This is a genomic window from Lysinibacillus alkalisoli (assembly GCF_014643595.1).
Classification (GTDB): domain Bacteria; phylum Bacillota; class Bacilli; order Bacillales_A; family Planococcaceae; genus Metalysinibacillus; species Metalysinibacillus alkalisoli.
The window spans coordinates 211,351-231,615 of sequence record NZ_BMJT01000002.1; the positions used below are offsets into that span (position 1 = coordinate 211,351).

Genomic DNA, 20,265 nt, shown 5'->3' on the forward strand with positions numbered 1-20,265 from the left:
TGATAATAAATGGTGAAAAGATGGCGAGTAGCTAGTGTGCTAACACTAGCAGCAGTAATATTAAGTGCTTGTAATAGTGAAGGGACAGTGACGAGCGAGACAGAAGAAATCCCGGTACAGGAGTTAAAAGAGCTTGTTCGTGCTTATGGAGATCGAGAAATTACAAGTAATGTAGCTTCCATTACGGGAGAAGAGCTTTACATTGTAAGTGAAAAAGAAGAGCGTAATATTGCGTTACCTAAGGATGAGTTTTTTGTATCCATTGCGCCCTATGAAAAAGAAACCCATGATTGCCGTATGCATAGTTTAACGACATGCCAAGGTGAGTTAGTAGAAGAGGAGTTTATTGTAAAAGTAACCGACGACTCAGGCAAAGAAGTAATGAATGAAACGCGTAATAGTGGAGTTAATGGTTTTGTTGATCTATGGTTACCACGCGATGAAAACTTAAAAGTTACAATTCAAAAAGGTGAGGCTAGTGTAACAGCCAATATTGAAACCTTTAATGATAGCTTAACTTGCATTACAACAATGCAACTGCCAGCTGTCTAAAGTAGCATCTTCATACCCCTCTAAAGTAAAAAAGTGGTACAGAAAGCGTTAACGCTTTCTGTACCACTTTTCTCGTTAAGAGTATCTTTGAATGTAAATCGTATCTTGGTCAGGCGTTAACTTTGTACTATCAATGGTAAAATCGCAGTGAGCCCGGTGAATGTCTACACTTTCTATAATTTTATCTTCATGTAAAAAGACAAGTAAGTAAATATTGTCACTATTCGTCACATTAGTTTGTTCAGAGAACGGAAAGCCTAATGTTGATGTAATCTCATTGTGCTGTGTGTAGGGCGGGAATAAATATGCCTCCTGCCAATCAAATTCTACCATTGAAGTAAGTTCGACTTTTTCGAGTTTTGGATTTTGTATAACAGCCTGTAAATCGGCTGCTAATGTATTATGTTGAGACTGACAAGCGGTTAGCATAAGCAATGTTAGCCATAATAGCCAGCATTTTTTCATACAAGTGCCCCCTTTAATTCCTTTATATTATAGCGAATAATGGTTAAAAAACCTATTCGACTTTTGGCATAAAGAAGATCGTTACATGGCAATATTCCCTCAATACATAACCGATATACCTAAAATAAAAAAGTTGAATCGTTTTGTGTCAGTCCTGAGTCTAATGAGTAGAGGTGAATAAAGTGATTGATGATATACAACAAGCCATGCTAGGTGATGAGGAAGCTTTTCAGCGTTTAATTACTCAACAACATGCGTCTTTATATCGCATGATTTATGCTTATGTACATAATGAAATAGATGCTATAGAAGTTTTTCAAAACGTTGTGGTAAAAGCATTTTATGCGTTATCTACATTACAGCAACCAACGTATTTTGTAACATGGCTTATGCGTATTGCGATTAATGAGAGCATTACATTTATGAAAAAACAAGCTCGCGAGTCAAGTGCCCCAATAGAACAATTCATGCATATTGCCGATCATGTACCATCACCAGATGAAAACATTGATTTGTGGCAAGCTTTAAATGAGTTAAATGATCAATATAAGACCGTACTCTTATTGCGATATTATCAAGATTATACAGTGGTGCAAATTGCGGAGGTTACACAGTTACCTGAAGGTACAGTGAAAACAAGCATTCGTAGAGGACTACAACAATTAAAAAAACGAATGAAGGGGGCGTATTATGATGACTTCCAATCCTTTAAAAACCATGATGAATAATATTCCAGTACCAACTTCTCAATTAATCGAAGTCATACAAGTAAAAGGTATGACCAAAACATTTCAACATGAGTCACATCAAGTGACAGCATTGCAAGATGTTAACTTTACTATTTATCAAGGTGAGATGGTAGCCATTATGGGGACGAGTGGCTCAGGCAAAAGCACATTATTGCAAATGATAGGCGCAATAGATGCACCAACGAGTGGTCAAATATTAATACGGGGAGAGCAAGCTAATATTTATCAAGAGCCACAAGCCACACTTTTTAGACGAGACAATATAGGCTTTGTTTTTCAATCTTTTGAGCTATTAGAAGATTTAACAGTAGCTGACAATGTTGCCATGCCTTTAATCTTACAAGATATGCCACATAAAGAAATTGAAACTCGTGTAAATGAAGTTTTAACTCAAGTGGAGATGCTACAATGGCGCACACATTTACCAGCAGAGTTATCGGGTGGACAGCAACAACGTGTAGCTATTGCACGTGCACTTATTGCAAGACCACCTATTTTGCTAGCTGACGAACCTACAGGTGCTCTTGATTTTAATACAACAAATACTATATTAGCATTACTACAAACGATCCAAACAAAGAAACAACAAACGATGATTATTGTAACGCATGATGCCTATGTTGCAAGCTATGCAGACCGTGTGTTGTTTTTTCATGATGGACGCATTGTTGACCATTACGATAACGAAAGAAATGAGTATGATGTTGGTCATATTTTAGAGAAGTTTAAACAAATTGCACGAGGTGACGTGTAATGTTTAACTTACGTACGATAGCATTAAAGCTCTTTCGGGCTAGTTTACTACAAGTTTGTCTTAGTATTATGACAGTTGCATCTGCTGTTGCTTTAATTGTGATGATGTGTACGTATGGCTTTAGTGCAAAAAAGCAATTTGATCAAGAACAGTATGCACAATATGGAGACACGGATATGATGTTTGGTTATGAGATGACAGATGATCTTCATTTAACGCCTTCTTTGTTACAAGAGATGGAGCGTCTTGATAATATAGAGGCCATATCACCTGTTGTCTTACAAGTATCAAGCCATATTGATACAATGGCTATTACAGTATTTGGTGTGAAAAATGATGCGTTAGTAAAGAGTCGCTTTCATTTTACAAAAGATTTATCATCACATACTGTAGCTGTGACGTCGCGTGTCGCTTCATCACTACAAAAGACTATTGGTGATGACATTCACTTTGAAGGCCAATCATTTACTATACAAGAAATCATTCAACAACATGAGCCTATCATATGGCTGTCATACCAACGTGCGCAACAATTGTATCCACAAATGATGGCTGGGAAATTTGCACTTGTACAAGTGACAGATGATGCTTATATTACAGATGTCGCAACGAAGATTAGTCGTACAGATGCAAAGTTTAGAGTTGATATTCAAAATGAGGCTGAAGCTGTTGTTAAAAATATAGAAAGTTTACTCATTTTTATTATTGTATTGAGTGTTTTTACCATTATCATTGCAGGTACATTATTGTTAACAAACTTTCAAATTATTTTTAGTAAATTAGTCAATCAGTTGAGAAGATTGCGCTTGATGGGAGCAACGACGAAACAAGTAGCAAGCATTGTCTTCACACAATTATTTTGCATTACAGCAATAGGTGTCGGTTTAGGTGCCATAGTAGGTAGCGTATTAATGACACAAATTGTCCCATTACTTATTCAACGTTTTGATTTATTACCAATGATGCCTGCTTTTCCATTATGGATTGTGAGTAGTATAGCTGGAGTTTGCATTGTTGTTTTACAATTATTTGTCGGTTATCAAGTGTATCGCACATCTCGATTAATGCCTGCGCAAATGACTCAAAAACAACTAAAGCGTTTAGTGTGGACGAAACAATATACGATATGGTATATGGGGGTTAGTCTAGTGTCGGCATTATTACTTGCCTTAGGAAGTAAAGAGCATGCCCCTATTCCAACACTTATAGGTACCATTATGATCGTTATGCAATGCGTCATTGTGTTACCTTATGTGATGCAGTGGCTCATTCAATGTAGTTTAGTGATGGTGCGTGCTGTCTTTGGCAAACATATTTATTTAGCGTTACAACAGCTCATGCCACAGTTGCGTAAAAATAGTAGTGTTTTAATAACGATATTATGTTTGATGATTATGTTAATCTTTACAACGACAACAATGAAATCAGCACAGCAATCAGGGTTTGATTATATTCATGAGCGTTTTACAACAGAAGTCATTGCGACACATGATGTGGTACATACAGATATCGCTTATAATGCGCATTTATTAGAGACTGTACAGCAGATGAAAGGTGTTGAGTCTGTAACAGGTGTGAGTATGCTACATGGCTATTCATCGGACGGTAATAACTTGAATGGATATGCCGTATTTACGAGTGCGTTAGCGCCAAACGAGGCAATTATTACAGCTGAGAAAGCAGCCCTATTACATGTAGAAATAGGAGATGTGATCCCATTAGAAGGTTTTGATGACGAGGGGAATCAGCAAGTTACAAATGTAACAATTGTCGGAATTGAACCGGAACTCCATCACAATGAGAATTATCACATTCAATTAGCATGGCAACCTGATAAAATGGCAACGTTTGGTTTATATGAACTTTATATTGAAGCGCCTAGTGAGACCGATTTCTCAGAGCTACAAACACAATATCCATCGCTTTATTTTGAGACTAAAACCGCCATACTAAAAGAGAATAGTCAATTGATAATGCAGCGTAACATATTGGTGAAGGCTACGTTATCTTTGCTGTTCTTTATTGCGATTATAGGCATTATTCAAACGTTGCTACATGCTAGTTTTATGCGTTTACGCGATTATCAAATTAATCGTTTATTAGGGGTAACACCTCAAGGTTTACGCAAGTTGATTTTATATCAGGCACTGATTTTTATTAGTTACGGTATAGTTTGTGGCTTATTACTTGGCATTGGCTTCACGCAAGTGTTCTGGCAAGTATCAAGCGGGGAACAGTTAAATATGTACGACGTATTTTTTATCGGTGGTACATTACTTACATTAATTAGTCTTACAGCACTAGCTTTTGTGTGGCAAGGCTATGCCATCAGTCGTATGCGTATGGATGCAGTGGGATTCAAAAGTTGAATTTTAACTTGGTGAGATGCTACAATAACAGCAACAATCAAATAAAGGAGAATGTTGTGAATGGAGCATCAAGCCCCTGCAAAAAATGAGTTTTTTAGTATGTTAAAGACTGTCATTATTACATTTATTGTTGTGTTACTAATCAAGACATTTATTTTGACACCTGTTAATGTAAAGGGTGTGTCAATGGAGCCAACGTATGTGAATAAAGATGTTGTCTTAGTGGATCGCGTGACATCACTAGAACGCTTTCAACAAGTTGTATTTGAATCACCTAATAATCCAGATGAATGGTATATTAAACGTTTGATTGGTTTACCAGGTGACAAAATCGAAATGAAAAACGATGTCTTATACGTAAATGATAAGCCTTATGAAGAAAATTATGTTAAGCGCAGTGCAAAAGGGATTAATTTACGTACAACAGAAGATTTTGAAGCGATAATAGTACCTAAAGATAAATTATTTGTGATGGGGGATAATCGTTTAAATAGTATGGATAGTCGCCACTTTGGTTTTATCGAAAAGGATATTATTATGGGTAAAGTATTAGCAACAGTGTACCCATTTACCAATATAGGGCTAGCAAAAAAGCAATAAGATATGTATAAAAATGGTGAATAGCAATGTTGTTTTTATTGCTTTTCCTTATAGCGACTAGATGAGTTGCACGTTAATCATAGTTAAATAAATGTAAGAAGCCTCACTTGACAGGTATTGTGTCAAGTGAGGCTTCTTTGTAGTGGCTTAATAAAAAACAATAAAGCATACCATAGCTGCAAGTGAAGCTACTACAGTGATAGAATTAACAACGATTACGCCACTATTTTGTGTTAAAATGCCCATGATAAATGAGACAATTAAACCAGCACCAGCTATTAAAAACGACATATTAATAATCATTGTGCCAGCATCTTTTGTTAAAATACCAATGGTAAAAAACAATAAAGCTAAAATTAACATGGAAACGGTAAGTTTTAATGATACATAGTCTTTATCATTACTAGCTAAAAAATTTATCATGATAACCACCTCTTATAGCATATCATACCACTTTTTGCACATAAAAAGACATATAAAATGAAAGTCACATGTTACGCAAAGAGGTGACAGCAGCCTTCACATCATCAGCCGCACTAATCGCTGAAATAACAGCAACTCCATTTACGCCAGTAGCACGCACAGCCTGTACATTATCGGTAGTAATACCACCAATGGCCACTTTCGGAACGCGAGGAAATGCCTCTTGTAGTGCTTGTAAAGTTTCAATGCCACAAGGCTGTTGTGCATCATCTTTTGAAGCCGTCGTAAAAATAGGGCCAATCCCCACATAGTCAGCACCATCTAATACCGCTTGTTTAATTTCTTTTTTATTATGAGCAGATACGCCGAGTATGGCATGTGGTAGTTGTTTACGTACAGTGGCTGCATGTGCATCATCTTGCCCAATATGTATACCATCTGCTTGTAAGGCAATGGCTAATGGTACATCATCATTTACAATAAAAGGTACATTGTATTGTTGGCATAAATGTTGGCATGCTTTAGCAAATTGTAGTAAATCGTCCCCTGTTTTGGCACCCTTCCCCTTTTCACGCAACTGAAATAAAGTAATGCCTGCTTGTAGCGCTTCTTCTAAAATCGCTAGGTTGGCATTTGTAGAGCCCATAATGAAATAAGTATGCAAATTATAAGTCATCATATAAGGTGACCTGCACTTTCTCAAAATTATGGTAGGCTGCATGGTTAGTAGGCCCGTGACCAGAGCCTAAGTGTAAAGGGTGTTGAATCGCAGCTTGAATAAACTGTTTAGCAATGGTAACAGCTTCACGTAGCGCTGTACCTTTGGCGAGCTCAGCCGTTAAAGCAGCTGAGAATGTACAGCCTGTGCCATGTGTATCCTTTGTTGTAATAAATGGTGTCTCCACAATGAAGATATCATCTGTACTGACAATAATGTCACGTGCTGTATGGCTGCCTGCTAAATGCCCTCCTTTAATAATCGCTACTTTCACACCAATTGTTAAGAGCGCTTGTCCAGCAGCAATCATGGTAGCATCATCTACAATCGTCATACCTGTTAATACTTCGGCTTCAGGAATATTGGGTGTGATGACCGTTGCAAGTGGCAATAATTCCGTCTTCATCGCTGTGATGGCTTCTTGTTGTAAGAGTGAAGCACCACCTTTAGCAATCATTACAGGATCCACAACAAGAGGGATATTATGCGCTTTCATTAAACGGCTTACGGTTGTAATAATAGCAGCAGAAAATAACATACCTGTCTTCGCTGCTTGAATAGGGAAATCATCGAGCACTGCTTTTAATTGACTTTCAACATCTTGAACAGGTATTGCATGTACAGCATGTACACCTTGTGTATTTTGAGAGGTAATCGCGGTAATCACAGATGTACCAAATGTCCCAAGCTCTTGAAATGTCTTAAGGTCGGCTTGGATACCTGCGCCCCCACCACTATCAGAACCTGCTATTGTGAGTGTTACGTTCATGTTCATCCTCCTGACTTAATTCAAATAATGCGGTCATTAAATGCGAAACAATATCACCAAATGTCCCTTGCACAGCTTGTTCGCCAACTCGCTTATAAAATGTCATGGCACTAATGACAGCCTCCATAGAAGGTCTTGTACAGTAAAAGGCAGCCACAACAGCGCTTAGTAAACAACCTGCCCCTGTAATTTGTGTTAAGCGGGCATCACCGCCTAAAATAGCTGCAGTTTGTAGGCCATCAGTTACGATATCTTTTTCGCCTGTTACAGCTACAATGGTATTAAAGGTAGAAGCGACATGTTTCGCCATAGCGGTAACATCCGCTTGTCCCGCACCTGCATCGACACCTTTCGCCTGCCAATCAACACCAGCAATAGCAGCAAGTTCACCAGCATTGCAACGAATGACACTCATATTGATTTCTTTAAGTAATCGTCTTGTTGTAGTTAAGCGATAGGGTGATGCTCCTGCACCTACAGGATCAAAGACAACAGGAATATTAAGTTGATTGGCAGTTTTACCCGCTAATACCATGGCATCTACAGTACGCTGGTTTAACGTCCCGATATTAAGTACAACAGCATTCGCAATACGAGCAATATCACTAGCTTCTTCAGGTGCATCTGCCATAATAGGTGATGCCCCCATAGCAAGTAGTCCGTTTGCTTGGAAATTTGCAACGACAATATTTGTTATGCAATGAATTAACGGATTTTTTTGTCTTACTTCATAACTTGTAATCATAAGTTCACCTCATTAAATTACGAATAATGTGTAATAGCAAAAACCCCCGACAAAGAGACGGGGGCAGAAAACGACAAAAAGCGTTATTTTGCTCCCTACGTTAGTGTTAACTAACAGGTTCAAAGGGTCAGGTTTTAACCTTCTCAACAATATGTCCCCCTGCAAACAATCATTCGATTATCGTCATTGTAACATACTTCATAAATAAGGCGATAATGATACATTTCTAGCGCTAACTTTTGTCTTAAAACGGGCTAGTACCTCCTTTTTTTGCTGTGAGGCGAAAAAGCGCTTGCCCTTTACACATTTTATGCTAGAATAAGAATATTCTAATAATTCAGAAGTGATTGAAAGGCGATGTTGAAAATGAAAGTACAAGACATGACGATTGAATACACAACAACTCCAAAGGAGAAACCAGATTTATCAACGCTCGTCTTTGGTAAAACATTTACAGACCATATGTTTGTCATGGATTATGAAGAGGGGAAAGGTTGGCATGATGCGCGTATTGTACCATATGGCGATATGACAATTAGCCCTGCGGCGATGGTATTTCATTATGGACAAACCGTTTTTGAAGGATTAAAAGCGTATAAAAATGAAGCAGGTGAAATTACATTATTCCGCCCAGATGAAAATATGAAGCGTTTAAATGCCTCTAATGATCGTCTCTGTATGCCTCATGTAGACGGTGAATTTGTCATTGATGCAATGAAAAAGCTCATCGCAATTGAAAAGGACTGGGTACCTGCGAAAGCAGGCATGGCGCTATATGTACGCCCTGTGATGTTTGCTACAGAGGCGTATTTAGGTGTAGCACCTTCTAAAAAATACCGTTTCCTTATTTTGTTATCACCAGTAGGTGCTTATTATAAAGAAGGGATTAACCCTGTTAAAATCGCAGTGGAAGGCGAGTATGTACGTGCTGTCAAAGGCGGTACGGGCGCTGCGAAAACAGCAGGTAACTATGCGAGCTCTTTAAAAGCACAAGAAGTAGCCGAGGCAAATGGTTATTCTCAGGTACTATGGTTAGATGGTCGTGAGCATAAATATATTGAAGAAGTAGGCGCCATGAATGTGTTCTTTAAAATTAATGGTGAGATTGTAACACCTGCTCTTAATGGTAGCATTTTACCAGGTATCACACGTAAATCGGTTGTACAACTTTTAACACATTGGGGCGAAAATGTAGTGGAGCGTCAACTATCTATTGATGAATTAATCGAAGCAGCGAATAATGGTCAATTAGAAGAAGCATTTGGCACAGGTACAGCAGCCGTTATCTCGCCAATTGGCGAGCTGTTTTATAACGGGCAAAAAATTGTAGTAAATGAAGGTGAAATCGGTACATTAGCACAAAAAGTATACGATACAATTACAGGTATTCAGTTTGGTACAGTGGAAGACCCATTCGATTGGCGTGTACAAGTAGCAACGACATAAGGTTAACGCTATTGTGTAACCATAAAAAAGAGTCACGCAATGAGCGCGACTCTTTTTGTATTTCGTCATCATTGATAGGAGACTTTGTAAGATGAGAACTCATAGTCACCTCGTTTGTCATATGCTGTGCAAGTTTACGTGTGATTGTTTTGACTAAACGAATTTGTAGTTGAGCGATCATTGTCTGTTATGTCTGCTTTCATCGTTGGAGAAAGTTGTGGGCTTTCATTAGCATCATCTACATTTGTTGTTGTTGTTGTTTTCATTAACTTCTCTAAACGCTGTTGAATTGTTTCAATTTGACGCAAAATCTTTGGATCTTTTGTTAAATTATAGAGTAAAATACATTCTTGTAATTGCATTCGTAACTCTTTCATTTGTTTTTGACGATCATCTTCTGTTGTTACTTGCTTGGAAGGATTTTTGAAAAATGTTTTTGGCATAAAGTCTTCAAAGACAGTAGAAGGCATTGTCGTTTTTTTAGCGCTTGAAACATGGCCTAATGATGTAATGGGATAGATCTTCATTAAAGTCACCTCCTTTTTATATACTATCGGTCAATAATACATAACTTTAAAATGATAACGACATGTCATGTGCAATGTTAATGGAGTTAAAGGTGGTGTGGCAAATGGGGAAATATTATATTGAGGTGTATCATGGTATTTTACTTGCAAGGATAAAACGTGATCTAAAAGATGAACCATTGTTACTAAAACGTAATGAGCGATTATTACAAACAGTACGAGCAAAGGCTGAACCATTGTTAAATGAGGCGCAACAAATGGAGGCAGCGCATTATTTTATACTTGTTAAGAAAAGTATTGCGTCTGCTATTGTAGAAGGAGATACAATGAGTTATCAAGTGTTACTTTGCGCTATTTATCAATTATCTGGGCATTGGGGGGATGGACAATAAGTAAGGTTAGGAGTTGAACATTGTAAAAGGCATTGCCCCATCAGATGAGGGGCAATGCTTTTTCATGACTTTGTGTTGTATGAAGGATTAGCGGAAAAGTGTTGACTGATAAAGTGGTCTGTTGTTTCCCAATAAAGATCAGGGTTTACTTTGACAGCATCTCCGTGATTAGCGCCTTCAATAATAAGTTTTTGTTTATCGCCTTTAGTAGCAGCATATACTTTATCAAGCATATCATAAGGGACAAAAGAATCTTGATCCCCATGAATGAATAACATCGGTATAGTATTATGTGTTAATTGCTTAACAGCAGATGCCTCATATAAATCATAACCTGCTTTTAATTGAGTCACTGTATTAGCAGCCTGCATGACAGGGAAAGGGGGTAAGCCAAATAAATCATCAAGTTGATAAGTAAAGACCTCATTAACCGCAGTGTACCCACAATCCTCAATCATTACTTTCACGTGATGAGGGAGTTTTTCTCCAGCAGTCATCATTACTGTAGCAGCGCCCATAGAAACACCAAAGAGGCCAATTTCTGCATCAGATTGTTGCTGAATGACAATATCGATCCATTGTTTCATATCTAGACGGTCATGCCATCCCATACCAATATAGTCACCTTCACTTTTCCCATGCCCGCGTAAATCCATCGCTAATACATTGTAGCCTTGTTCATAAAAGTGACGAATATAACGCGTCATTTCACTAGCTTTACTTGTATAGCCATGGGCAACAATCATCCATTGATTTGTATCATTAACCTGTTCATAGATATAACCTACAAGCTTTAAATCATCAAAAGATTTCATCGTTTTTTCACGAGGTTCATGGTCAAGTTTGAAACGTTCATCCTCGTCTTGCTCTGACGTCTCATTTTGTATATTAATGAAGGGGCTAGCCTCTAAATGTTCGTTATCTTGTAGAAACTCCTTTTCATCTTGGGCATTTAACGCGAAATTATAAAAATAAAGACCGATACCAAAATAAGCAAGAATGACAATACCTAACGTGGCACTAAGCCCAATTAGCCATGCTTTTTTTATGTTGCTCACATCCTCTCAATAGGCAACATTATCATAAATCGCGTTATTTTTCTTCGTTTTTTGTCTTTTATTAAAAGATGGGGACAAGCATTTCACAATATGCATGAGCAATCATTTTTTCACTATAACGTTCGATAATAGGTGCATCTCTTATTGTCAAAGCTAATGTAGGAAGTTGTGCCCAAAAATGCGTCACCCCTTCTACTGTATGTGGAATGGTAAAAACAGCGTATTTCCCATCTGGAAAGGGTTGCTGCTGTAAAGAGGGGTGAGCTGCATCTGTAACTCCAACATCATAGCGACACTCGCTAGCAGTTGTGAGAGCTGGGTTATCTTGAGCAATGGCATATATCGTATGCTGTGGTGCTAGTTTTCTTATTTTGTTAATTAATACACGGTTACCTTCTCCATAAGGGCCTTGTTGACGTAAATAGTACAATAATGTGTGTGTAATGTTTTCAATATGATACATTGTATCGCCTCCTGCAATTAGCATAATTTCCTTTAAAATATTTTTCAACAATAATTTTAAAAGAATACAAAGCAAGGATGTAATGTTAATGATTGAAGGAGAGTAGAAATGATGTGTATAATGAGAATATTATGATAGGAAAGTGAGTGGTTAAAATGATAGTCAGCTCTAAAACAATTCAACCAACTAAGGAGAGTGTTGGTTTATAAACTCTCCACAATTACAATTATTGAGGAGAAGATAATATGTACAGTTCATATGGTAAACTTTGCACAGCACTATACGATTTCACAAAACCGACAGGATATTCGATTGATGGGGATATGGAATACTATGAAAGTCGTTTAAAAAATGTTAAAGGAAAAGTGTTAGAGGCGGGCGTTGGTTCAGGACGTGTCTTATTGCCTTTTTTAGCAAAAGGTATGGTTATAGAAGGGATAGATAACTCAGAAGAAATGTTAGCTGCGTGTCGAGATAAAGCAAAAGCTCTGCATGTAACGCCAACACTATACAACGCTGATTTAAGTGACTTTTCGTTAGGTGAAACATATGAGGCTGTCATTGTGCCAAGTGGTACATTTTGTTTGATTGAGGATGCAAAAGGCGCCTTACAGAGCTTTTACAACCACCTTACTGTAGGTGGCAAGGTGGTAATTGATCTATTATTACCTATTGATTTTGTACAAGGTGAAATCACGACAGATTATTTTGAGATGACTCCAACAACAGGGATTTCTTTAGAAAGTAAATTAGTCGAAATAGATTGGGTAGCACAGCGAACCATTACGTATTTAAAGTATGAGCAATGGCAAGATGGCGTATTGCAAGAAGCAGAACTCCAAAAATTCACCTTATATTGGTATGGTGTACGTGAGTTTATGTATATGTTAGAAGAAGTAGGATTCACAGACATTACGGTGAGTACGGATTATACATTTGGTAAGCAACCAACAGCTACTAGTTCATTATTAACGTTTGAAGCGATAAAAAAATAAGCTAAACTTGTACTATAGTATGCTTGTAAAAAACATGTGGTGATTGTGAAAATCGCCACATGTTTTTATTTTGATTAGAGGATAAATAAGATCGTGTTACGTGATATATGTATGGTCATACTAGTATACGTATTAAGCCATTTTATAACCTGTTCCAAAGACAGTGTCAATAATTGTAGCACCTAATTTTTTTCGTAATCGCTGTACATGTACATCAACGGTGCGCAAGCCGCCTTCAAAGTCAAAGTCCCATACCGTATCTAAAATGGCTTCACGTGTGAATACTTGATTTCTATGTTCAGCAAATAATAAAAGAAGATCATATTCTTTTGGCTTTAAGGCAATTACCTCGTTATGTTTAGTAACAGTATGAGCCAGAATGTCAATAATAATGCCTTCTGTTAGTTTAATGGTAGGTGAAACAGTGGTTTGTTTTCGTAATTGTACACGCACACGAGCGAGCACTTCTCGTATATCAAAAGGTTTAGTGATATAGTCATTAGCACCAAGTTCTAATCCAACGATTTTATCTGTAATGTCATCACGTGCCGTTAACATAATAATCGGCAAGTGTAGTTGTTTGCATAATTCAAAACCTGTAGTATCAGGTAACATCACATCTAAAATGACTACATCAATATAAGTTGTTCGTGCATATTCGAGTGCTTTAGCACCTGTTGTTGCATGTAAGGCAGTAAAGCCATCACGTCTTAAACTGTAGGTTAAAATATCCGCAATATGTGCGTCATCTTCTACAACTAAAATAGTTTCCATAATTCCACTCCTTTGTCATATCTACTATAAAAGACTTGTTGGGAGAATGTAAACACGAAAATATAATCCGTCTGCTTATTCATCACAACGTAGCAAAAATAGTAAAAAAACCAACAAACGAACACATGTCGATTAGTTGGTTTTAGTATCGTCTTTAATCGCCGTATTGTTATCAAAGTGCTGACTCATCTTATGTAATGCACACAATAATAAGGCAAAGATGAGAGCAAGGCTTATCATCCAGTAAAGTGGCGCTACAAACGGGAGTGGTAAGATGATAAAAGCAAGTAAAGTGAGCGCAGTAACATGTAAAAAGGTAAGCCATAAAGAATGTTGCGCCCATGTGTCTGCAAATAAGGTGCCACATAATAAGACGAGTGCTAGCCAAAAAGCTGTCATATCGTCAATATGCAAAATCGATCGGGACCCTAATAAGATGACTCTAGCAATGATATAGCATAACGGGAAAGCCAGTATAAAGCCTATAGCTGTTAACCATTTGTCTGGTAACCAAAATAATTGTAGGCCTAATAAAAGTAAAATGCTAATCAAACCAATATAAAAGAAAGGCGGCAATTGTCCTGTAACAATGATTTTTATAAATTGTATGCCTTCATACCAAAGCCATGCCTTCACTGTTCAAAATCCAGATTTTGAGGTGCTTCGTTAATTTCTCCCACAAGGTCTACCGCAGTTGTCGGTACGTTATCATCCACTTCTTCAAATTTTATACCATCCATCCATACTATACCTGTTCCTTGTAATAATATACCAAAAGAGATAGCTGTGGCATGATTTGGCACGTCCAAGACAATACTATAGTAATTCCAGTCCATCGTTCCTGTAATAGGGCGTTCATACATATTATCAAATTGCAAAACTTCCCCTTGAGCATTATCAATACGCATCCATAAGCCAGCAAAACTACTCACATTTTCTGCTTTTACAAAAGCAGATAAACGAATGCGTTTGTTAAGGTAATTTGTCGCTTTGCATTGTTGCATTAATGTAGCAAAAGTTTCGTTGGTAGCCGTTATACTATAGAGTTTAGCAGAACGCATACCACCATGTACGATTTTGTGATCAAGCGTAATCGCATAATCTGCAGGGTTACTGCCTGATAGTAGCCAACCCGTAATTGTTGTCATAATTTTTCGCTCCTTTTGAAGTAACACTGTAAAATGTTGTCGATATTGTTTTGGTGTTAAAGCAAATTGATGTTTAAAGGCTCTTGTAAAAGCTGCTTGAGACTGAAATTCTGCTTCAAGTGCAATAACAAGTATGGGACGTTTAGTTAAGCGTAACTGTAACGATGCCTGTACTAAGCGACGCATGCGCACATATTGTTCAGGTGTTATGCCCATTTGCTTTTTGAAGATACGCAAAAAGTGAAATTTTGATAAGTGCGCCACTTGTGCCATATCTTCTAAGGTGGGCATATATTCACTTTGTTCAATTAGTGTTAATACACGTTGAATACTGTCATCATAACGCATTCCCTTCACTCCTTTATGTTAGTAGTATAACGATAATACAATGATTGTTTTTGATTGAAATTGCTATTTGTGCGAGGTAATAAAGTTGCGATCTGGTCATTTGCCGAAAAGAGATGCGCATTTGCCGAATAATAACTCATTGAAAAACACTCTCAATTAAAATAGAATTATGTTTGATAATCATTATCAATTGAGGTGAGTATATGATAGATGTAGAACATATTAAGGTTGGCTATAACGATACGACAATTATAGAGAATCTTTCTGTGAACATACCGAGAGGAAAAATAACAACGATTATCGGTCCTAACGGTTGTGGGAAATCGACCTTATTAAAGACGATAGCTCGGATTTTAAAAGCGAGTGATGGTGCGATTTTATTAGATGGTAAAACAATTGCTACAACAAGCTCTAAAGAGATTGCTAAGAAAATGGCTATTTTACCTCAAACAGCAGAGGCTCCAGCAGGGTTAACTGTGCGCGAACTTATAACATATGGACGTTTCCCGCACCAGTCACGCTTTGGCAAGTTAAAGCAAGAAGATACAGACGCCATTGACTGGGCATTACAAGCGACTAATTTAAGCGAATTCCATAATCGTCCCATTGAAGCTTTATCTGGTGGGCAACGTCAGCGTGTGTGGATTGCGATGGCATTAGCGCAAGATACAGATATTGTTATATTGGATGAGCCTACAACTTATTTAGATATGGCGCATCAGCTTGATGTTTTACAATTATTAGCCCGTTTAAATCAAGAGCAAGAAAAAACCATTATCATGGTACTGCATGATTTAAACCATGCATCGCGTTTCTCTCATTATTTAATTGCGATGCGAGCGGGGCAACTTGTGACAGAAGGTACACCCGCAGAAGTAATGACAGCCTCGGTCTTACAGCAAGTGTTTCAAATACAGGCTATGTTAACGGCTTGTCCATTTAGTCAAAATCCCATCTGTTTATCATATGGTAAAGCATAAAGAAGGAGCATCAACATGAAGAAAATAATAGTAGTATTAGTCATTTTAACATTAGCATTGGCAGGATGTATGAAAAAAGAAGAAGAACCAGCTGCTAAAGAAACAATAGGCAATAAAATTGTAGTAGAAGATATTTATGGCAAACAGGAATTTGATAAACCTTTTACACGTGTTGCGGCATTAGAGTGGAATATTGTGGAGGAGTTGCTAGCAGTAGGTGTACAACCAGCAGCTGTAGCCGATATTGAAGGTTTTAATACATGGGTGACCATTGATAAAAAATTAGCAGATGGCATTGTAGATGTTGGGCAGCGTAATGAGCCTAATATCGAGGAAATTGCTAAAGCTAAACCTGATTTAATTATTGGACTGAAAAATCACGAGCCCATTAAAGCAGAGTTAGAGAAAATCGCTCCAGTCGTATTGTTTGACCATGCATCAGAAGAAGCAACTAAAGATTTATATCAAGCAATGATTGTATCGCTAGAAAACACTGGTAAATTAGTTGGTAAAGAGCAAGAAGCGAAAGAAGCAATCGCTCATTTAGAAGCACAAATGGCTGAGGCAAAAACAGCATTAGCTCAAGCCAATCTTGCTACAAAAGAATTTTTATTTACACAGGCGTTTACCGTCAATGAAGCACCGACATTCCGATTATTTACACCAAATAGTACTGTGAGTCATGTGTTAGAAGGAATGGGATTAACGAATCGGATGCAAGATCAAACGCCACAGCCATGGGGCATGCTTGAGACTAATGTAGAAGGCGTAGCGAAGTACCAAGAAGCGATGTTACTTCATACAGTACAAAAAGAAGATCCACTTTTTAAAAACTTAGCTAACAATAAAGCTTGGAATAATTTCGCCTTTGTTAAAAATAATGAAATGTATGATTTAGGCGGTGGTGTATGGACGTTTGGCAGTGTGTTATCTGCAGAAACATTAATTAAAAACGTTGTGACAACAATGACAAAATAAGAGGTGCGCTCACTTGAAAAAATTATGGTTAACGTTAATGATACTTTCCGCTGTACTAGCAGGTTGTATGAAAAAGGAAGAAAACACATCACCAGCAACAAGCGAAAAAAACGATAAAATTGTAGTAGAAGATGCTTATGGCAAACATGATTTTGAAGGCCCACAACAAAAGGTTGTTGCATTAGAATGGAGTTTGGCCGAGGAATTATTGGCTGTTGGTGTGCAGCCAACAGGTGTAGCGGATATCGAAAACTTTAATAAATGGGTAACTATTGATGCTACATTAGCTGATGATGTGGTAGATGTTGGGCAGCGTACAGAACCTAATATTGAAGAGATTGCTAAACTGCAACCCGATGTTATTTTAGGCATGAAGGGACGTCATGAAAAAGTAAAAGCGGAACTAGAGAAGATTGCACCTGTACTATTATATGATAGTGCAACTCCTGAAGCACAAAAGGATTTATATGCGCATATGATAAATACATTAACACAAAATGCGACATTAGTAGGTAAACAGCAAGAGGCAAAAGAAGCCATCGCTAAGCTAGAGGCACGTATTACGACGGCTAAGGACAAGCTAAAAGATGTGGATTTACCTACAAAAAACTTTGTATTTACTCAAGCGTTCTCAGTGAATGAAGCACCGACATTCCGCATTTTCACACCAAATGCCATAGTAAGTCATGTGTTAGAAGGAATGGGGCTCACCAATCGCATTCAAGATCAAGCAGATGCTTCAGGTTTAGTAGAGACTAATGTGGAAGGCTTAAGTGCGTATCAAGATGCTTTATTGATTTATACTGTGCAAGAGGATGACCCTTTATTTAAAAATCTAGCGAATAATCAGGCATGGAATAATTTTGATTTTGTGAAAAAAGAAGCGCTCTATGATGCAGGGGCGGGTGTATGGACATTTGGTAGTGTGTTATCCATGGAAACACTCGTTGACCAAGTAGAAAAAGCGTTGGTGCAGTGATAGTATGAGTGTTAAACCTTATCTTTATTTTACTAGTTGTGTTCTCATATTTATTGTTCTTGGTTTAATTCATGTTAGTCAAGGACAAGCTTCGTCTGGTTTCTTTAGTTTTTGGCGAGAAGTGTGGCATGATGACCAACAAATGAACTTTTTACTCTATAGTCGTATGCCACGTTTTGTGATTGGTTGTTTAGCAGGAGCAGCATTAGCTGTAGCGGGTATGTTATTACAAACGATGACGAAAAACCCTTTAGCGAGTGCAAGTACACTAGGGATTCATGCGGGTGCTTACTTTTTTGTTGTGGCAGCTACTATTTTCTTTCCTGCTTTAAAAGGTGCTTATCCCATTTTTATCACAATGACAGGTGGTATTATCGCAGCTTTAATTGTCACCTTTTTAGTCGGTAAATCTTTTGATCCTGTACGTATTGCACTGACGGGTTTAATTGTCACGATGCTCTTCTCTTCATTTACAAGCGCCTTGCAATTATTATTTGAAAATGAAGTATCAGGTTTATTTTTATGGGGCTCAGGTACATTATTGCAATTAGACTGGGGTGGCACGCAATTTGCTGCACCTTGGATTTTACTTACATTATTAGCCGCATTTTTATTGGCGAAACGCTTTGATGTGTTACTACTGGGCGAGGAAGTAGCTATTGGATTAGGACAAAATGTTACGGTTAGTAAAATATTAGGCTGGTTACTGGCAATTTTATTGGCATCCGTAACGGTAACAGTTGTTGGTCCTATTGGCTTCGTAGGTATTATCGCACCACATATCGTACGTTTAATGGGTTTTCGCATGCATCGTACTATGATTATCGCTAATATCATAGTAGGTGCAGGCTTACTCGTTGGTGCGGATATTTTAGTACGTATTATTTCAACATCTTCTGAGCTACCTGTTGGTGCAATGACAGCTATTATCGGTGCACCTTGGTTGGTTTATTTAGCGCTAAAAATGAGCAAGAATACACAAACAAAGGGCGGTGTACTAGAAGGTAAAGTACGCATCCATAAGCGCAAACGATTTTATCGTATCGCTACACTTGTTGTACTCGTATTAGTTGTTGTTAGTTTATCATTTGGTGGTACAACGTTTACCGCCTTACGAGATTTGCCACAAGAATTGATGTATAACACCTATGTATGGGATTTTCGTGTGCCACGTGTTGTAGTTAGCTTTGGTATTGGTATGATGATGGCTGCAAGTGGTTTATTATTGCAGACGGTATTACGCAATCCATTAGCGGATGCTTCTGTGTTAGGGGTTACATCTGGTGCTAGCGTTATGGCGATGTTATTTTTATTAGTCTTTCAATCCGCATCTGCTATTTTTGTACCGTTAGGCGCTTTGCTAGGTGCATTATTAACGATGGCACTTGTACTATTCATTAGTGCAAGAAGCGGTTTTCAACCTATGATTTTATTATTGATGGGTGTGGCAATTTCTGCAGTAGGTGCAGCGATTATTCAAATTTTATTAGTGCGCTTTAATGTACACGCCTCTCAAGCATTAACATGGCTCTCTGGTAGCACGTATGGCATTAGTTGGCATCATTTGCTTATTGTCGTCTTTACACTCGTTATCGTTGTGCCTTTTATTATCTATTTTGCCACCACTTTTGATGTATTATCATTTGGTGATGAGTTGTCAATTGGTTTGGGCGTCAATGCAGCTAAAATGCGTTTATTTATGATTGTATTAGGTGTGATTTTATCGGCAATTAGTGTATCTGTTGTTGGTGCTATTAGTTTTATTGGTTTATTAGCGCCACATATCGCCAGGCAATTAATTGGGCCAAAGATGTTACGTTTATTGCCACTCACATTATTAACGGGTGGCGTGTTATTGTTAGTTGCCGATTTTGTAGGGCGCTTTGCTCTAGCACCAAAAGAATTACCAGCAGGCATTATTGTATCCCTCATTGGCGCGCCGTATTTATTGTATTTATTAAAAAAGACAAATGAAGTAACTACACGTTAAAAAAATCTCGGAAGCCTATTAAGGTTTTCGAGATTTTTATTAA

At 37.7% G+C, this 20,265-nt stretch carries 23 protein-coding genes and 1 riboswitch; of the genes, 12 read left to right on the forward strand and 11 right to left on the reverse strand.

The window, feature by feature from the left end; all coding sequences use genetic code 11:
- Positions 1-9 precede the first annotated feature (9 nt).
- Positions 10-552, forward strand: coding sequence for a CueP family metal-binding protein (locus IEW44_RS03455; protein WP_188613630.1), 543 nt, complete (start codon positions 10-12; stop codon positions 550-552).
- 75 nt (positions 553-627) lie between these two features.
- On the opposite strand, the gene IEW44_RS03460 is transcribed toward IEW44_RS03455, so the two are convergent.
- Positions 628-1,017, reverse strand: coding sequence for a hypothetical protein (locus IEW44_RS03460; RefSeq protein WP_188613631.1), 390 nt, complete (start codon positions 1,015-1,017; stop codon positions 628-630).
- Positions 1,018-1,199: 182 nt separating this feature from the next.
- Between IEW44_RS03460 and IEW44_RS03465 the strand changes: the two genes are divergently transcribed.
- Genes IEW44_RS03465 through lepB form a run of 4 tightly spaced genes read left to right on the forward strand, consistent with a single transcriptional unit; the run spans position 1,200 to position 5,489 of the window.
- Positions 1,200-1,745 (forward strand): sigma-70 family RNA polymerase sigma factor, encoded by a 546-nt coding sequence (locus tag IEW44_RS03465; protein ID WP_229704144.1) that lies wholly within the window; start codon positions 1,200-1,202, stop codon positions 1,743-1,745.
- Entirely contained in the window at positions 1,738-2,520 is a 783-nt protein-coding gene (locus IEW44_RS03470; RefSeq protein WP_229704158.1) for an ABC transporter ATP-binding protein, read from the forward strand. Before IEW44_RS03465 ends, IEW44_RS03470 begins: the two co-directional genes overlap by 8 nt.
- On the forward strand, positions 2,520-4,889 hold the full coding sequence (locus tag IEW44_RS03475; protein WP_188613633.1) for an ABC transporter permease: 2,370 nt from the start codon (positions 2,520-2,522) through the stop codon (positions 4,887-4,889). Before IEW44_RS03470 ends, IEW44_RS03475 begins: the two co-directional genes overlap by 1 nt.
- Positions 4,890-4,949: 60 nt before the next feature.
- Positions 4,950-5,489, forward strand: a complete 540-nt coding sequence (lepB, locus tag IEW44_RS03480) for a signal peptidase I (protein ID WP_188613634.1) — start codon at positions 4,950-4,952, stop codon at positions 5,487-5,489.
- A gap of 147 nt (positions 5,490-5,636) precedes the next feature.
- Here lepB and IEW44_RS03485 read toward each other — a convergent pair whose 3' ends face one another.
- The 4 genes from IEW44_RS03485 to thiM form a co-directional block, all read right to left on the reverse strand.
- On the reverse strand, positions 5,637-5,912 hold the full coding sequence (locus IEW44_RS03485) for a hypothetical protein (protein ID WP_188613635.1): 276 nt from the start codon (positions 5,910-5,912) through the stop codon (positions 5,637-5,639).
- Positions 5,913-5,976: 64 nt separating this feature from the next.
- Positions 5,977-6,591, reverse strand: coding sequence for a thiamine phosphate synthase (gene thiE, locus IEW44_RS03490; RefSeq protein WP_188613636.1), 615 nt, complete (start codon positions 6,589-6,591; stop codon positions 5,977-5,979).
- The gene (thiD, locus tag IEW44_RS03495) at positions 6,578-7,399 is read right to left on the reverse strand and encodes a bifunctional hydroxymethylpyrimidine kinase/phosphomethylpyrimidine kinase (RefSeq protein ID WP_188613637.1); all 822 of its coding nucleotides are present in this window, start codon (positions 7,397-7,399) and stop codon (positions 6,578-6,580) included. Before thiD ends, thiE begins: the two co-directional genes overlap by 14 nt.
- Complete coding sequence (gene thiM, locus IEW44_RS03500) at positions 7,368-8,144, reverse strand: hydroxyethylthiazole kinase (RefSeq protein WP_188613638.1); 777 nt, start codon at positions 8,142-8,144, stop codon at positions 7,368-7,370. The genes thiD and thiM overlap by 32 nt, the downstream gene beginning before the upstream one ends.
- A gap of 75 nt (positions 8,145-8,219) precedes the next feature.
- Positions 8,220-8,315, reverse strand: a riboswitch (TPP riboswitch).
- 195 nt (positions 8,316-8,510) lie between these two features.
- On the opposite strand from thiM, the gene IEW44_RS03505 reads away from it, so the two are divergent.
- On the forward strand, positions 8,511-9,590 hold the full coding sequence (locus tag IEW44_RS03505) for a branched-chain amino acid aminotransferase (protein WP_188613639.1): 1,080 nt from the start codon (positions 8,511-8,513) through the stop codon (positions 9,588-9,590).
- 134 nt (positions 9,591-9,724) lie between these two features.
- Here IEW44_RS03505 and IEW44_RS03510 read toward each other — a convergent pair whose 3' ends face one another.
- Positions 9,725-10,117: a hypothetical protein gene (locus IEW44_RS03510; RefSeq protein ID WP_188613640.1), complete on the reverse strand. Its 393-nt coding sequence runs from the start codon at positions 10,115-10,117 to the stop codon at positions 9,725-9,727.
- Between the two features lie 104 nt (positions 10,118-10,221).
- Between IEW44_RS03510 and IEW44_RS03515 the strand changes: the two genes are divergently transcribed.
- Positions 10,222-10,509, forward strand: a complete 288-nt coding sequence (locus IEW44_RS03515) for a hypothetical protein (RefSeq protein WP_188613641.1) — start codon at positions 10,222-10,224, stop codon at positions 10,507-10,509.
- 62 nt (positions 10,510-10,571) lie between these two features.
- Here IEW44_RS03515 and IEW44_RS03520 read toward each other — a convergent pair whose 3' ends face one another.
- Together IEW44_RS03520 and IEW44_RS03525 are read right to left on the reverse strand one after the other, a co-directional pair.
- Entirely contained in the window at positions 10,572-11,558 is a 987-nt protein-coding gene (locus IEW44_RS03520; protein ID WP_188613816.1) for an alpha/beta hydrolase, read from the reverse strand.
- A gap of 70 nt (positions 11,559-11,628) precedes the next feature.
- Positions 11,629-12,030 (reverse strand): GyrI-like domain-containing protein, encoded by a 402-nt coding sequence (locus IEW44_RS03525; protein WP_188613642.1) that lies wholly within the window; start codon positions 12,028-12,030, stop codon positions 11,629-11,631.
- A gap of 245 nt (positions 12,031-12,275) precedes the next feature.
- On the opposite strand from IEW44_RS03525, the gene IEW44_RS03530 reads away from it, so the two are divergent.
- Positions 12,276-13,025 carry a class I SAM-dependent methyltransferase gene (locus IEW44_RS03530; RefSeq protein ID WP_188613643.1) on the forward strand — a complete coding sequence of 250 codons (750 nt, stop codon included), beginning with the start codon at positions 12,276-12,278 and terminating at the stop codon, positions 13,023-13,025.
- A 132-nt stretch (positions 13,026-13,157) separates the two neighbouring features.
- Here IEW44_RS03530 and IEW44_RS03535 read toward each other — a convergent pair whose 3' ends face one another.
- From IEW44_RS03535 to IEW44_RS03545, 3 genes are all read right to left on the reverse strand, one after another.
- Entirely contained in the window at positions 13,158-13,799 is a 642-nt protein-coding gene (locus IEW44_RS03535; protein ID WP_188613644.1) for a response regulator transcription factor, read from the reverse strand.
- Between the two features lie 132 nt (positions 13,800-13,931).
- Entirely contained in the window at positions 13,932-14,435 is a 504-nt protein-coding gene (locus IEW44_RS03540; protein WP_188613645.1) for a hypothetical protein, read from the reverse strand.
- A complete protein-coding gene (locus IEW44_RS03545; protein WP_188613646.1) occupies positions 14,432-15,295 on the reverse strand; it encodes a helix-turn-helix transcriptional regulator in 864 nt (287 codons plus the stop codon). Before IEW44_RS03545 ends, IEW44_RS03540 begins: the two co-directional genes overlap by 4 nt.
- Before the next feature lie 203 nt (positions 15,296-15,498).
- Here IEW44_RS03545 and IEW44_RS03550 point away from each other — a divergent pair, with 203 nt between their 5' ends.
- From IEW44_RS03550 to IEW44_RS03565, 4 genes are read left to right on the forward strand one after another with little or no spacing between them, the layout of a single operon-like run.
- A complete protein-coding gene (locus IEW44_RS03550) occupies positions 15,499-16,275 on the forward strand; it encodes an ABC transporter ATP-binding protein (RefSeq protein ID WP_188613647.1) in 777 nt (258 codons plus the stop codon).
- Positions 16,276-16,290: 15 nt separating this feature from the next.
- Entirely contained in the window at positions 16,291-17,253 is a 963-nt protein-coding gene (locus tag IEW44_RS03555; protein WP_188613648.1) for an ABC transporter substrate-binding protein, read from the forward strand.
- Between the two features lie 13 nt (positions 17,254-17,266).
- On the forward strand, positions 17,267-18,232 hold the full coding sequence (locus IEW44_RS03560; protein WP_229704145.1) for an ABC transporter substrate-binding protein: 966 nt from the start codon (positions 17,267-17,269) through the stop codon (positions 18,230-18,232).
- Positions 18,233-18,236: 4 nt separating this feature from the next.
- Positions 18,237-20,222 carry an iron ABC transporter permease gene (locus IEW44_RS03565; protein WP_188613649.1) on the forward strand — a complete coding sequence of 662 codons (1,986 nt, stop codon included), beginning with the start codon at positions 18,237-18,239 and terminating at the stop codon, positions 20,220-20,222.
- The last annotated feature ends 43 nt before the right edge of the window (positions 20,223-20,265 follow it).